The organism is Modestobacter roseus (assembly GCF_007994135.1).
GTDB classification, from domain to species: domain Bacteria; phylum Actinomycetota; class Actinomycetes; order Mycobacteriales; family Geodermatophilaceae; genus Modestobacter; species Modestobacter roseus.
Window position 1 is genome coordinate 3,251,659 of the sequence record NZ_VLKF01000001.1, and the last position, 13,977, is coordinate 3,265,635.

General features: G+C 75.2%; 15 protein-coding genes. 9 read left to right on the forward strand and 6 right to left on the reverse strand.

Features of this window, described 5'->3' with window-relative positions; all coding sequences use genetic code 11:
• Positions 1-63: 63 nt before the first annotated feature.
• On the forward strand, positions 64-525 hold the full coding sequence (locus tag JD78_RS15530) for a VOC family protein (RefSeq protein ID WP_153358471.1): 462 nt from the start codon (positions 64-66) through the stop codon (positions 523-525).
• Positions 526-591: 66 nt separating this feature from the next.
• Here JD78_RS15530 and purD read toward each other — a convergent pair whose 3' ends face one another.
• On the reverse strand, positions 592-1,860 hold the full coding sequence (gene purD / locus JD78_RS15535; RefSeq protein ID WP_153358469.1) for a phosphoribosylamine--glycine ligase: 1,269 nt from the start codon (positions 1,858-1,860) through the stop codon (positions 592-594).
• A 23-nt stretch (positions 1,861-1,883) separates the two neighbouring features.
• Positions 1,884-2,822 carry a ribosome small subunit-dependent GTPase A gene (rsgA, locus tag JD78_RS15540; RefSeq protein ID WP_228395013.1) on the reverse strand — a complete coding sequence of 313 codons (939 nt, stop codon included), beginning with the start codon at positions 2,820-2,822 and terminating at the stop codon, positions 1,884-1,886.
• Positions 2,823-3,001: 179 nt separating this feature from the next.
• On the opposite strand from rsgA, the gene JD78_RS15545 reads away from it, so the two are divergent.
• Positions 3,002-4,048, forward strand: a complete 1,047-nt coding sequence (locus JD78_RS15545) for a glycerophosphodiester phosphodiesterase family protein (RefSeq protein ID WP_153358465.1) — start codon at positions 3,002-3,004, stop codon at positions 4,046-4,048.
• Between the two features lie 67 nt (positions 4,049-4,115).
• Here the strand turns inward: JD78_RS15545 and JD78_RS15550 are convergent, their stop codons facing one another.
• Complete coding sequence (locus JD78_RS15550; protein WP_153358463.1) at positions 4,116-5,405, reverse strand: adenylosuccinate synthase; 1,290 nt, start codon at positions 5,403-5,405, stop codon at positions 4,116-4,118.
• A 65-nt stretch (positions 5,406-5,470) separates the two neighbouring features.
• On the opposite strand from JD78_RS15550, the gene JD78_RS15555 reads away from it, so the two are divergent.
• The 4 genes from JD78_RS15555 (at position 5,471) to JD78_RS15570 (ending at position 8,606) form a co-directional block, all read left to right on the forward strand.
• The gene (locus JD78_RS15555; RefSeq protein WP_153358461.1) at positions 5,471-6,088 is read left to right on the forward strand and encodes a hypothetical protein; all 618 of its coding nucleotides are present in this window, start codon (positions 5,471-5,473) and stop codon (positions 6,086-6,088) included.
• 16 nt (positions 6,089-6,104) lie between these two features.
• Complete coding sequence (locus JD78_RS15560; RefSeq protein ID WP_153358459.1) at positions 6,105-6,596, forward strand: YqeB family protein; 492 nt, start codon at positions 6,105-6,107, stop codon at positions 6,594-6,596.
• A gap of 118 nt (positions 6,597-6,714) precedes the next feature.
• Positions 6,715-7,779 (forward strand): ABC transporter permease, encoded by a 1,065-nt coding sequence (locus JD78_RS15565; protein ID WP_228395012.1) that lies wholly within the window; start codon positions 6,715-6,717, stop codon positions 7,777-7,779.
• The gene (locus JD78_RS15570) at positions 7,776-8,606 is read left to right on the forward strand and encodes an ATP-binding cassette domain-containing protein (RefSeq protein WP_153358457.1); all 831 of its coding nucleotides are present in this window, start codon (positions 7,776-7,778) and stop codon (positions 8,604-8,606) included. The genes JD78_RS15565 and JD78_RS15570 overlap by 4 nt, the downstream gene beginning before the upstream one ends.
• A gap of 132 nt (positions 8,607-8,738) precedes the next feature.
• Here JD78_RS15570 and JD78_RS15575 read toward each other — a convergent pair whose 3' ends face one another.
• Positions 8,739-10,208 carry an AAA-type ATPase lid domain-containing protein gene (locus JD78_RS15575; protein ID WP_153358455.1) on the reverse strand — a complete coding sequence of 490 codons (1,470 nt, stop codon included), beginning with the start codon at positions 10,206-10,208 and terminating at the stop codon, positions 8,739-8,741.
• Positions 10,209-10,409: 201 nt separating this feature from the next.
• On the opposite strand from JD78_RS15575, the gene JD78_RS15580 reads away from it, so the two are divergent.
• From JD78_RS15580 to JD78_RS15590, 3 genes are read left to right on the forward strand one after another with little or no spacing between them, the layout of a single operon-like run.
• Positions 10,410-11,453, forward strand: a complete 1,044-nt coding sequence (locus tag JD78_RS15580; RefSeq protein WP_153358453.1) for an amidohydrolase family protein — start codon at positions 10,410-10,412, stop codon at positions 11,451-11,453.
• Between the two features lie 8 nt (positions 11,454-11,461).
• On the forward strand, positions 11,462-12,241 hold the full coding sequence (locus JD78_RS15585) for an iron-sulfur cluster assembly protein (RefSeq protein WP_228395011.1): 780 nt from the start codon (positions 11,462-11,464) through the stop codon (positions 12,239-12,241).
• Positions 12,238-13,263 (forward strand): NAD(P)-dependent alcohol dehydrogenase, encoded by a 1,026-nt coding sequence (locus JD78_RS15590; RefSeq protein ID WP_153358449.1) that lies wholly within the window; start codon positions 12,238-12,240, stop codon positions 13,261-13,263. The genes JD78_RS15585 and JD78_RS15590 overlap by 4 nt, the downstream gene beginning before the upstream one ends.
• A gap of 45 nt (positions 13,264-13,308) precedes the next feature.
• Here JD78_RS15590 and JD78_RS15595 read toward each other — a convergent pair whose 3' ends face one another.
• Positions 13,309-13,452 (reverse strand): GPGG-motif small membrane protein, encoded by a 144-nt coding sequence (locus JD78_RS15595; RefSeq protein WP_166521225.1) that lies wholly within the window; start codon positions 13,450-13,452, stop codon positions 13,309-13,311.
• A 119-nt stretch (positions 13,453-13,571) separates the two neighbouring features.
• Entirely contained in the window at positions 13,572-13,976 is a 405-nt protein-coding gene (locus tag JD78_RS15600) for a DUF3151 domain-containing protein (RefSeq protein ID WP_153358447.1), read from the reverse strand.
• Position 13,977: the final 1 nt, after the last annotated feature.

Genomic DNA, 13,977 nt, shown 5'->3' on the forward strand with positions numbered 1-13,977 from the left:
CGGCGCGCCCGGGGATGGTCTGGTGTGCCCTGTCCGGCCGGAGCACCCTCCAGGAGGAACCCGATGAGCCGCCAGGTCCAGGTCACCTTCGACGCCGCCGACCCCCGGGCGCTGTCGATCTTCTGGCGCGACGCGCTGGGCTACGTCCACCCCGCGCCACCCGGGGTCGACCTGCCCGCGGGGGCCGACCCGCTCGCCGCCTGGGACGACCTGCTGGCCCGGATGGACGTCCCGGAGGAGCAGCGCAACTCCAGCTCGGCCCTCGAGGACCCGGACGGACCCGGCCCGCGGTTGTTCTTCCAGCAGGTGCCGGAGGGCAAGGTCGCCAAGAACCGCCTGCACCTCGACGTCCGTGCCGCCCCCGGGCTGCAGGGCGAGGAGCGGATGGCGGCGCTGGAGGCCGAGTGCGACCGGCTCGTCGCGCTGGGGGCCACCCGGGTGCAGCGGTTCGAGCCGGAACCCCCGATGAGCGCCGGGTTCATCGTGCTGACCGACCCCGAGGGCAACGAGTTCTGCCTGGACTGAGGAAGGAGCTGCCTGCCCCCGTGACGCGCTGCGCGCACCTCGGGGCCCTGCAGGCAGGCCGACCGGTCAGGTCACGCGGATGCGCCCCTCGACGGCGGCCAGGCCGATGTCGGTGCGCCAGTGCGCGCCGGCCAGCCGGACACCGGCGACCCGCTCGTACGCGGTCTGCCGCGCCGCGGCCAGGTCGTCCCCGACCGCGGTGACCGCGAGCACCCGGCCCCCGGCCGAGTGCACGAGGCCGTCCGCGCCCACCGCCGTGCCGGCGTGCAGCACGCCCTCGCCGTCGGCGCCGGTGACCGGGTCGCCGACGCGCGGCCGCTCGGGGTACCCGGAGGCCGCGACGACGACGGTGACCGCCGCCCCGTCCCGCCAGCGCAGCGGCGGGTGGTCGGCGAGCGCACCGGTGGCCGCGGCGTGCAGCAGCCCGGCGAGCGGGGTCTCCAGCAGCGGCAGCACCACCTGGGTCTCCGGGTCGCCGAACCGGGCGTTGAACTCGACCACCCGCAGGCCGCGCGAGGTCAGCGCCAGCCCGGCGTAGAGCAGCCCGCTGAACGTCTCGCCGCGCCGGCGCAGCTCGTCGACGGTGGGCTGCAGCACCGTGCGCAGCACCTCCTCGACCAGGCCCGCGGGCGCCCACGGCAGCGGGGCGTAGGCGCCCATGCCCCCGGTGTTCGGGCCGCCGTCGCCGTCGTCGCGGCGCTTGTGGTCCTGGGCCGGCAGCAGCGGGACGACGGTGGTGCCGTCGGTGACGGCGAACAGCGACACCTCCGGGCCGTCGAGGAACTCCTCGACCAGCACCGCGCCGCCGGCGTCGAGCACCCCCCGGCCGTGGGCGAGCGCCGCATCCCGGTCGGGGGTGACCAGCACGCCCTTGCCGGCGGCCAGCCCGTCGTCCTTGACCACGAACGGCGTCGCACCCGCGGCGGCCACCTCGTCGAGCGCCGTCCCCAGCTCGGCCACGCCGCCCACCGGCCAGGCCCGGGCGGTCGGCACGCCGGCGGCGGCCATCACGTGCTTGGCGAACGCCTTCGACGCCTCGAGCTGCGCGGCCTGCGCCGACGGGCCGAAGCAGGCGATGCCCGCCTCGCGCACGGCGTCGGCCGCGCCGGCCACCAGCGGCACCTCCGGGCCGATGACGACCAGGTCGGCGCCCCACTCCCGGGCCAGGGCCGCGACCGCGACCGGATCGGCGACGTCGACGGGCAGGGCAGCGGCGATCACCGCGGTCCCGGCGTTGCCCGGCGCGCACGCCAGCGCCGTGACGGCGGGGTCGGACTGCAGAGCCACGCACAGGGCGTGCTCCCGGGCACCGGAGCCGATCACGAGCACGCGCACGACGCAGAACCTACCGAGCGGCGTCAGCGCCCGGGCCGGGCCCGGTGCTGCCGGTGCAGCGCCCGCAGCCGGGCGGTCTCCGTGGCCCGGGCCCGCGCGTCCGACCGCAGCGCCTGCCGGTGGGCCTCGGCCTGCAGCTTCCGCCAGCCCAGGAGCCGGCCGGGGTCGAGCTCGCCGTCCTCGATCGCCGCCGCGACGGCGCACCCGGGCTCGGTCCGGTGCGCGCAGTCCCGGAACCGGCAGCCGGTGGCGAGCGCGACGACGTCGGCGAAGGCGTCGTCCAGCCCGTCCTCCCCGGCCAGGGCGAGCTCCCGCATCCCGGGGGTGTCCACCAGCAGTGCACCGCCGGGGAGCTGGTGCAGCTGGCGGGCGGTGGTGGTGTGCCGGCCCCGGCCGTCGCCGCGGATCCCCGCGGTGGCGGCGACCGGCCGGCCGGCCAGCGCGTTCGCCAGGCTCGACTTGCCGACCCCGGACGGGCCGACCATCGCCGCTGTGCAGCCCGGCGCGAGCAGCCCGCGCACCGCCTCGATGCCCGCGCCGGTGACCGCCGAGACCGGCAGCACGACCACCCCGATCGCGTCCTCGGCGACCTGCGCGACCGCCGCCGGCACGTCCGGGCAGAGGTCGGCCTTGGTCAGCACGACGGCCGGGGGCGCGCCGCTGCCCCATGCCACGGCCAGGTAGCGCTCGATCCGGCGCAGCCGGGCCGGGGCGGCCAGCGAGTCGACGACGAGCACCAGGTCGACGTTGGCGGCCACCACCTGCGGCGCCGACCCGCGGCCGGCCGCGGTGCGGACGAACGCCGTCCGCCGGGGGAGCAGCGCCACGGCGAGCTCGCCGCGCACGGCGACCCAGTCACCGACCGCCGGTGCGGAGCCGCCCCGCAGCAGGCTGCCGGCGTGCACGCGCTGCTCCCCGTCGGCGGTGAGCACGGTGAGCAGGCCGCGGTCGACCCGGGCCACCCGCCCCGCGCGGCACCCCGCGGGGACCGGCGGACCGGTCGTGCCCGACACACCCGGGACTGAGACATCACTCACACGGGTCATGCTGACCTCCAGGTGAGGCGCTTGTCCCCCGATTTGTCCCCATGGAGTCGGCGCACGTTCACCCGCCGGACGGCGGGGTGGGTTTCCCTGGAGTCATGTCCGAGACCGGCCTGCGGGCCGCTCCCTCTTCCCGACGGACCTCCTCACCCGTGGTGATCGGTCACCGCGGTGCTCCCAGCTACCGCCCCGAGCACACGGCCGCGAGCTACGAGCTCGCCATCGACCTGGGCGCGGACCGCATCGAGCCCGACCTCGTGGTCTCCCGGGACGGCGTCCTCATCGCCCGGCACGACGCCGAGCTCTCCCGGTCCACCGACGTGGCCGACCGCCCGGAGTTCGCGATCCGGCGGCGCACCGCGGACGTCGACGGCGAGCTGCAGACCGGCTGGTTCGTGCAGGACTTCACCCTCGCCGAGCTGCGCACGCTGCGGGCGATCGAGCGGCTGCCCGCCGTGCGGCCGCTGAACACCGCCTACGACGGCCGCTTCGGCGTGCTCACCCTGGCGGACGTGGTGGAGCTGGTCCGGCGCCGGTCGACCCCCACCCGGCAGATCCAGGTGCAGGCCGAGCTCAAGCACCCCGCCTGGTTCGCCACGCAGGGCCTGCCGATGACCGAGCTGCTCGCCGCCGAGCTGCGCCGGCTGGACGCCGCGCGCCCCGACGGGCCCGTCGTCGTCATGGCGTTCGAGCAGGAGGCGCTGCGTCAGCTGCGCGCCGACCTCGGCAGCGGCGGCCCCACGCTGGTGCAGCTGGTCGACGAGGAGGGCGTGCAGGACGCCCTGCTCACCCCCTCCGGCCTGCGGGAGATCTCCACCTACGCCCAGGGCATCGCCCCGCACAAGGGCCGGATCCTGCTGCACGGGGCCGACGGCTCGCTCGTCGGCGTCTCCGACCTGGTCAGCCAGGCCCACCGGGCCGGCCTGACCGTCACCCCGTGGACGTTGCGGCCGGAGAACCTCTTCCTGCCCCGGCACCTGCGCTCCGGCAGCGACCCGCACGGGCTCGGCGACGCGCAGACCGAGGCCCGGCTGCTGTTCGCCCTCGGCTGCGACGGCGTGATCAGCGATGCCCCGGAGACCGCCTACCGGGCCCGCGCCGAGCTGACCGCCGAGGCCCTGGCCCCGGTCCGCCCCCGCGTCTGATCCCGAGATCTGCGTTCTCGGGGCCTCCCGGCGCGGGTGACCCCGAGAACGCAGATCTCGTCGCGCGCTAGCCGATGAGGTCGTGGATGACCACGTTCTGGTCGCGGCCCGGACCCACGCCGATGACGCTCACCCGCGCGCCGGAGAGCTCCTCCAGGCGCCGCACGTAGGCCTGCGCGTTGGCCGGCAGGTCGTCGAAGGTGCGGCAGTCGGTGATGTCCTCGAACCAGCCGGGCATCTCCTCGTAGACCGGCTTCGCGTGGTGGAAGTCGGTCTGCGTCATCGGCATCTCCTCGTGCCGGACGCCGTCGACGTCGTAGGCCACGCAGATCGGCACCGTCTCCAGCCCGGAGAGGACGTCGAGCTTGGTGACGAAGTAGTCGGTGATGCCGTTGACCCGGGTCGCGTACCGGGCGACGACGGCGTCGAACCAGCCGCAGCGCCGGTCGCGGCCGGTGGTCACGCCGACCTCGCCGCCGTGCTTGCGCAGGTACTCGCCCCAGTGGTCGTGCAGCTCGGTCGGGAAGGGCCCGGAGCCCACCCGGGTCGTGTACGCCTTGAGGATGCCCACCACGCGCTCGATCCGGGTGGGGCCGACGCCGGCGCCCACCGCCGCGCCACCCGCGGTCGGGTTGGACGACGTGACGAACGGATAGGTGCCGTGGTCGACGTCGAGCAGGGTGCCCTGCGAGCCCTCCAGCAGCACCCACTCGCCGGCGTCCAGGGCGTTCCCCAGCAGCAGGCGGGTGTCGGCGATGCGGTGCTTGAGCTCCTCGGCGTAGCCGGCGTACTCCTCGACCACCTCGTCGACGTCGATCGCCTTGCGGTTGTAGACCTTGACCAGGACCTGGTTCTTCTCCGCCAGCGTGCCCTCGAGCTTCTGCCGGAGGATGGAGAGGTCGAGCAGGTCGGCCACGCGGATGCCGTTGCGGGCGACCTTGTCGCCGTAGGCCGGGCCGATGCCGCGACCGGTGGTGCCGATCTTGCGCTGGCCGAGGAACCGCTCGGTGACCCGGTCCAGCGCGCGGTGGTGCGGCATGATCAGGTGCGCGTCGGCGGAGATCACCAGCCGCGAGGTGTCGACGCCGCGTTCCTCCAGGCCCGCGAGCTCACCGATGAGCACCTCGGGGTCGATGACCACGCCGTTGCCGATGACCGGCGTGCAGCCCGGGGTCAGGATGCCCGACGGGATCAGGTGCAGGGCGTACTTCTCGCCGTCCGGGGTGATCACGGTGTGCCCGGCGTTGTTGCCACCCTGGTACCGGACGACGTAGGGGACGCGCCCGCCCAGCAGGTCCGTCGCCTTCCCCTTGCCCTCGTCGCCCCACTGGGCGCCGATCAGCACGACTGCGGGCATCGGGTCGGTCTCCTCGTCACATCGACACCGGCAGGAACCGGTTGGCCAGGTGGCAGGGTATCGGCATGCCCGCGACTCAGCTCGACCTGCGCGGTCTGGCGGCCGAACAGCCGCCGTCCCGCCGGCACGTCGCCTCGGTCGTCGACGACGCCGAGGAGGTGCGCGTGCTGGGCCCGGTCCCCGCGCTGGCGGCGGTGCTGGCCCGGCTGTGGCGTCGGGACCGGCTGCCCGCCGTCCCGGTGGCCTGGGAGCCGGCCGACGACGCCGCCTCCCGGGGACTGGCCCGGGCGCTCGGGGTGGGCTCCGGCGCCGAGCGCGAGCTGCCCCTGGTGCGTGACGACCACGGCGGCGTGCTGCTGTGGCACGGCCGGGTCACCGCCTTCGGCGCCCCGCGCCGCCCGCTGGCCCGGCGGCTGGGCTCGCAGGCCTACAACGACGACCAGCGGGTGGCCAACGGGCCGGTGACCCGGATCGACGTGCGGCCGGACTGGACGGCGGTCGACCGGATCTCCGTCGCCGTGGTCACGCTGCCGCTGCGCCCGGTGCGCCGCACCACGGGGCGGGCGCTGCAGGTGGCCAGCGCCCCCGCCCAGGTGACCCGGGACGGGGTGCCGTTCGACCGCGAGGTGACCAAGTGGACCTGGTACGGCGACGACCGGGTCCGCTGGCTGCTGCGCCCCTGACGGACGGGGCCCCGCGATGACCGACGGACCGACCGAGCGGACCGTGGGCGGCTTCGACCGCCCGGCCCGGGCGTGGGTGCTCAGCCTGTTCGGCGCCGGTGGCGCGGCGGCGGGCGTCCTGCTGCCCCGGCTGGCGGGCTGGGCCGCCGACCTGCCCTGGGTGCCGTTCCAGGGCCCGCTGGAGCTGATCGGCTCCCTCGAGACCTGGCCGGCCTGGGGGTGGCCCGCGGGTGGCCTGGTGGTCGGCCTGCTGTTCGCCGGGTACGTCATCGCCGTCTCACCGGTGCTGCACGTCGACCCGGCCGAGGTGGAGGTCCGCCGCCGTGGCCGGGTCGAGCGGGTGGTCCCTCGTGACGCGGTGGACGCCGTGTTCCGCCGTGGCTCGCACCTGGTGATCGAGAACCGCGCCGGGCGCGTCCTGTTCGACGACGACGTGGAGGGGGATGCGGATCTGGTCCGCGACGCCTTCCTGGCCGCGGGCTGGCCGTGGGAGGGCCCGCGCGACTGACCGGCGCCGGGCCGCCACCTGCGTCGGCCGCCCGGCCGCGGATCGTGGACACTGGGGAGACCGTCCCGCCCGAGGAGGTCGTGCTGCCGTCGTCCCGTCGCCCGCCCGGTCCCTGCCGGTGACCCCCGACCGCCCCCTGGCGTTCGGCCCGCCCGCGCCGGTGGTGCCCCGCTCGCGCGGCCGTCGGATGTTCGACCGGCTGCTCGCCCGCCCCGGCGTCAGCGCGCTGATCGGCGTCGCCGTGCTGACGCTGCTCTTCGGCGCCCAGTCCCCGGACCTGCTGTCCTCCGCGGGCCTGGCCTCCGTCCTCGAGGTCGCCGCGCCGCTGGGCATCGGCGCCGTGGCGGTCGCCCTGCTGCTGGTCGCCGGGCAGTTCGACCTGTCGATCGGCGTGGTCGCGGTGAGCAGCGCGTTGCTGACCGCGCTGCTGGTCACCGAGCTGGGGCTGGACCTCTGGCCCGCCCTGCTGCTGTCCCTCCTCGCCGCCCTGCTCGTGGGGGCGGTGAACGGGTTGCTGGTGGTCAGCACCGGTCTGCCGAGCTTCCTGGTCACCCTGGCGACGTTCCTCATCCTGTCCGGCGCCGCGCAGGCGGTCGCCGCCGCCGTCGCCGACGCGCCCCGGGTCGGTGGTCTGCGGGGGGAGCCCGGGTGGGACTCCGCGCACGCCCTGTTCGGCTCGATGGCGCAGATCGGTGACGGACGGTTCCCGGTCTCGGTGCTGTGGTGGGGCGCGGCCACCGTCGTCACCACCTGGCTGCTGTGGCGCACCCGGTTCGGCAACGCCGTCTTCGCCAGCGGCGGTGCCCCGCGGCCGGCCCGCGAGCTGGGCGTGCCGGTCGGTCGGACCACCGTGCTGCTCTTCCTGGGCACCGCCGCGGCCGGCTGGCTGATCGGCACCCTCGGGGTGGCCCGGCTGGGCGCGGTGCAGGTGACGCCGGCGCTCGGCGCGGAGATCCAGTTCGTCGTCGTCGCCGTCATCGGGGGCTGCCTGCTCACCGGTGGCTACGGCTCCACCGTGGGGGCGTCGCTGGGCGCGCTGCTCTACGCCGTCGCCCACGAGGGCATCGCGCTGTCCGACTGGGACCCGCGGTGGTTCGAGGCCTTCCTCGGGGCGCTCCTGCTGGTCGCCCTGCTGGTCAACGGGGTCGTGCGGCGCCGGCTGCGGGCGGTGCCCCGATCATGAGCACCGCATGGCAGGGGCCCGCTGAGCCCGCCGACCAGACCGCCACCGACGTCCCGGCGCCGGTCCTCGAGCTGCGCGGCGTCACGGTCCGCTTCGGCAGCGTGCCGGCGCTCTCCCGGGTCTCCCTGGCCCTGCGGAGCGGGGAGGTGACCTGCGTCCTCGGCGAGAACGGCTCGGGCAAGTCGACGCTGGTCGCCGTGCTCTCCGGCATGGAGCAGCCGGCGGAGGGCGAGCTGCTGGTCGACGGCCGCCCGGTGCGGTTCCGCTCACCGCAGCAGGCCCGGGCGCAGGGCATCGCCACCGTCTGGCAGGACCTGGCGATCGCGCCGCTGATGTCGGTGTGGCGGAACTTCTTCCTCGGCGCCGAGCCCACCCGTGGCCTGTGGCCGTTCCGCCGGCTGGACGTCGGGCGGGCCGAGGAGATCACCACCCGCGCCATGGCCCGGGTGGGCGTGACCGGCCTGGACCCCGACCAGGCGGCGAGCGCGCTGCAGGCGGGTGAGCGGCAGAGCCTGGCGATCGCCCGCGCCCTGCACTTCGGCGCCCGGGTGCTGGTGATCGACGAGCCGACGGCGCCGATGACCGTCAGCCAGCGGGCGATGGTGCTGCAGGCCGTCGTCGCCGCGCGGGAGGACGGGCTGGCGGTGGTGTTCGTGACGCACAGCCCGCAGTACGCGCACCTGGTGGGCGACCGGTTCCTGCTGCTGGGCGGCGGCCGGGTGGCCGGGCACCTCACCCGGGAGGACGTCGACGTCGACGACCTGACCCGCCTGGTCGCCGGCGGCGACGAGCTCAGCCGCCTGACGGAGTCCTTGCGCCGCGAGTGAGCTGACCGGCCGTCTGCGGCCTCCGGGACGGCGGCACGGGGCCCGGAGGGTTCCTGCCGCCGGCTCGGGCAACGGCTCCGCGCGAGCCCGGGGACAGCACGTGGCCGCGGTTGGAGGCCGGCAGGCCGACGATCAGACACTGATCCGGTACTGGGCGATCTTGCGGTAGAGGGTCGCCCGGGACAGGCCGAGCTCGGCGGCGGCCCGGCCCACCGTGGTGCCGGGCCGGGTCAGGCAGCGCACCATCTCGTCGCGCTCCAGCTGCTCCAGCCGGGTCAGCGGCCGGGCGGCCTCGCTGAGCACGCCGGGCGGCAGGTGCTGGACGTCGACGACGTCGGTCCGCGCGGCGGCGTCCCGGACCGCGGCCCGCAGCTCCCGGACGTTGCCCGGCCAGGCGTGCGCCCGCAGCGTGCGGAGCGCCCGCGGGGTGAACTCCACCTCGCGGTGGCGCAGCTGGGCGGCCAGCGCCCGGGCGAGCGGTTCGACGTCGTCCGGGCGGTGGCGCAGCGGCGGCACCTCGACGACGGCGTCCACCAGCGTCCGCAGCGCCTCGGGGAGTGCGGTGTAGCCGGCCGCGGTGACCACCAGCGGCGACGGCGCCCCGGGCGGGCGCCCGGCGGCGGCGACGTCCGCGGCCAGCTGCTCGGCGGCCCACGCCGGCAGCGCGTCGGCGTCGCCGAGGACGACGCAGGTGTCGGGCGCGCGCAGTTCCGGGGACCACAGGGCGAGCCACCCGGCGACGTCCTCGGCTGCGGGCGGGCGGGCCACGAGCACCCGTTCCCGCAGGCCGGCGGCCCGGCGGGCGAGGGACGCCGCCGTCGCGCGCCCGGCCCCCGGCTCGCCGACCACGGCGACCACCCGGCCGGCCGCGACCGCCGTCCGCACCGAGGCGACCGCCGCCCGCCAGCCGGCGGAGGTGCACGGGTCGGCGTCGCCGGCCGGGCACTGCCCGGCGAGCACGTGGAAGACCGTCCCCCGGGTCGGCGGCAGGGGGGCGCCACCGCCGGCTCGCACCTGCATCAGCGCCGTCGTGTTGCCCGCGGCGGCCTGCGCGAGCGCGAGCAGCAGGTCGGAGGAGGCCTGCGACCAGGTGGTCAGGTTGATGCTGCCGACGAGCCCGCCGCCGCGCGGGTCGAGCACCGGCACGGCGGCGCAGGTGTAGCGCCGCAGCGGGGCCACGTAGTGCTCGTCGCCGCGCACCAGCGTGGGCACCCGGTCGGCGAGCGCCAGCCCCAGCCCGTTGGTGCCCGCGGTCTGCTCGCCGAAGTAGAACCCGGGCGCCAGGTGCACCCGGTCCAGCGAGCGGTTGATGGCCGGGTCGTCGCACCAGCGGCCGAGCACCAGGCCCTGCGGGTCGGTGAGCATGAAGCCGACGGGCTCACCGGCCAGGGTGCCGTGCAGGGCGCGCACGACCTCGGCACCGCACTCGTAGAACAGCGAGTCGGTCGGCACGCCGTCGGCGTAGACCGGCACGACCTCCTCCGGCGTGACGCCGTAGCGCTCGCTGCGCTGCCAGGAGGCCCGGACCCGCGCCGGACTGCTCGGCGCGACGGCGGCGGGCGGGACGGTGGCGGGCACCGGGACGGCGGGACCAGCGGGCACGGCTGCCTCCCCGGGAACGCTCCGATGCGTACCGACGAATGTAGGCCCGTCCTGTGACGCGGGCCACGACCGAGCAGCACGCGCGTGCTGTCTCAAAGTGAGACAGCGGTCCCCTGCCCCGGCGTCCCGGCCGCTCCTAGCGTCGTCCCCGATGTGACCCAGTTCGCAATGCGGCGGCTGGGGAGGTCGAGGAGGACCCCGATGTACAGCAAGGACGGCGAGGACTACTTCGTGGTCGACGCGCACATCGCCCTGTGGGACGCGCGCCAGGAGAACCAGCGGAACGTGCACGGCAAGCAGTTCATCGACTGCTTCTACGACTACCACCGCAACCTCAGCCCGGAGTCCGAGGTCTGGCCCTACGAGGAGTACCTCTACCAGGGCGGCGAGCGGCTGATGCGGGACGTGTTCGGCAACGGCATCGTCGACCACGCGATCTTCCAGCCCGCCCGGCTCGGCGAGTTCTACCACCGCGGGTTCGGCCAGACCGAGGAGGCGTTCGCGCTCGCCCAGGAGCACCCGGACAAGCTCACCTACAACCACTGGTGGGACCCGCGCGACGGCGAGAACGGCCTGGACCAGCTGCGCGCGGACGCCGAGCGGTTCGGCCTGAAGGGCGTGAAGCTCTACACCGCCGACTGGCACGGGGAGTCCCGTGGCTGGAAGCTCACCGACCCGATGGCCTACCGGTACCTCGAGGCCTGCCGGGAGCTGGGCATCACGAACATCCACATCCACAAGGGCCCGACGATCCGCCCGCTGGACCGGGACGCCTTCGACGTCGCCGACGTCGACCACGCGGCCACCGACTTCACCGACCTCAACTTCATCGTCGAGCACTGCGGCCTGCCCCGGCTGGAGGACTTCTGCTGGATCGCCACCCAGGAGCCCAACGTGTACGCCGGCCTGGCGGTGGCGATCCCGTTCATCCACACCCGGCCGCGGTACTTCGCGCAGATCATGGGCGAGCTCGTCTACTGGCTCGGGGAGGACCGGATCCTGTTCTCCAGCGACTACGCGCTGTGGACGCCGACCTGGCTGGTCGAGCGGTTCGTGGACTTCCAGATCCCGGAGGACATGGCCGAGTACGCAGCGCTGACCACCGAGGTGAAGAAGAAGGTGCTCGGGCTCAACGCCGCGAAGCTCTACGACCTCCCGGTGCCCGAGCGGCTGCGGCTACCCGACGCGGCCGAACCGGCCACCGGCCCGCGCCAGCCGGCCGCCGCCGACCTGGCGATGTCCTGATGACGGCGATGCTGCTGGCAGGCCCCACCGAGACCGACGTCCGTGCCGCCCTGGGCGCCGTCGTCGACCCGGAGCTCGACGAGCCGATCACCGACCTGGGGTTCGTCCGGTCGCTGACCGTCACGGGGTCGGCGGTGGAGGTGCACCTGCGGCTGCCCACCTCGTTCTGCGCACCGAACTTCGCCTGGCTGATGTGCGCCGACGCCCACGACGCGGTCTCCGCCGTGCCGGGGGTGGGCCGGGTGGTGGTGGAGCTCGACGACCACCACGACTCCGACCTGATCAACCGCGGCCTGGCCGCCGGGGCCGGCTACCGCGGCACCTTCGGCCACGAGGCGGAGGAGTCGCTGGACGAGCTGCGCGCGACCTTCCAGCGGAAGGCGCACACGGCGGCGATGGAGCGGGCGCTCACCGCGCTGCTGCGCGCCGACCGGTCGCGCACCGAGGCGGACGTGCACCGGCTGACCCTGGGCGACCTGCCGACCGGCGCGCCGACGACGGCGGCGCTGCTGCGCCGGCGGGCCACCCTCGGCCTGCCGACGGACGACGCCGCCCCGGTCCTGGTCGCCGCCGACGGCACCCCGCCGGCCCCGGCCGAGGCCGCCCTGTTCCTGCGGAAGGCGCGGTCGGTGCGCATCTCCGTCGACGGCAACGCGCACTTCTGCCGCGGCCTGCTCGCCACCCGCTACCCCGGTGCCGAGGCCGACCAGACGCACCGGTCCAGCGTGGACGACGTCCCGCTGCCCGGCCCGACCCGCCCCACGATCCCCCTGGAGGTCCTGTCATGAGAGCCGTCCGCGTCACCGGCTACCACCAGCCGCTCCGGATGGACGACGTCCCGAAGCCGGAGGTCACCGGCCCGCACGACGTGATCGTGCGGATCGGTGGTGCCGGGGTCTGCCGCACCGACCTGCACATCCTGGAAGGTCAGTGGGCGGAGAAGTCCCAGGTCGCGCTGCCCTACACGATCGGGCACGAGAACGCCGGCTGGGTCGAGGCCGTCGGCAGCGCGGTCAGCAACGTCGCCGAGGGCGACAAGGTGATCCTGCACCCGCTGGTCACCTGCGGGCTGTGCCGCGCCTGCCGGTCCGGCGACGACGTGCACTGCGAGAACTCGCAGTTCCCCGGGATCGACAGCGACGGCGGGTACGCCGAGTACCTGAAGACGACGGCGCGCAGCGTGGTGCGGATCGACGACGCCCTGGAGCCGGCCGACGTCGCCGCGCTGGCCGACGCCGGCCTCACGGCGTACCACGCGGTGGCGAAGGCGGCCCGCCGGCTGCGGCCGGGGTTCCGCTGCGTGATGATCGGCGCCGGCGGGCTGGGGCACATCGGCATCCAGGTGCTCAAGGCGCTCTCGCCGGCCGAGCTGATCGTCGTCGACCGGAACCCCGACGCGCTGAAGCTGGCCGAGTCGATCGGTGCCGACCGCTCGGTGCTGGCCGACGGCAGCCAGGTCGAGCAGGTGCAGGAGCTCACCGGCGGGCACGGCGCCGAGGTGGTCGTGGACTTCGTCGGCGAGGGCGGCTCGACGAAGGAGGGCCTGGCGATGACCCGCCGGGCCGGGGACTACCTGGTGGTCGGGTACGGCGAGAACGTCGACGTCCCGACGATCGACCTGGTCTCCGCGGAGGTCAACGTGCTGGGCAACCTGGTCGGGAGCTACAACGACCTGGTCGACCTGATGGCGCTGGCGGCGCAGCAGAAGGTCACGCTGCACACCGCGAAGTACGCGCTGGACGACTACCAGTCGGCGATCGACGACCTCGACGCCGGCCGGGTCCGCGGCCGCGCCATCCTCGTGCCGTGACGCCCCGGGTGGGGCCGAGAGCGTTCTCGGCCCCACCCGGGCAGGTCAGGCGAAGAGGCTCACGCCTCCCGGGCCGACCAGCAGCCCGACGACGATCAGCACGATCCCCCACAGCAGCTGCTTGCGGACGATCGCGACGATCCCCGCGACGACGAGCACGACTGCCAGGATCCAGAGCAACGTGGCCATGATCCACCCCTCTTCTCGAGGCGGCGCCTGATGGCACCGCCGACCGGAGGCAGACGTTAACGAGACCTCACGGTCTCGGCATCGGGACGATCAAGATCCGGATCCAGTGGAAGCGCAGGTCAGGGGACGAGCGTCGGGTCGCAGTCGCGCAGCAGCTCGGTGCAGCGCTGCTCCTCGTCCACCTCGCCGATCCGCCCGGCCGCCGCGGCCAGCACCGTGACGCAGCGCAGGAACCCGCGGTTGGGCTCGTGCGACCACGGCACCGGGCCGAAGCCCTTCCAGCCGTTGCGGCGCAGTGCGTCCAGCCCCCGGTGGTAGCCGGTGCGCGCGTAGGCGTAGGCCTCGATCGTCCGGCCGGCTCCCAGCGCACCCTCCGCCAGCGCCGCCCACGCGGCGCTGGAGGTGGGGTGGGTGGCCGCGACCCCCGCGGGGTCGACACCGCTGGCCAGGCCCGCGGTGCCCGGGTCGACCGGCAGCAGGGTGGCCGGCGGCTCGCCGAGCAGGTTGCGGTGGGAGTGCGTCACG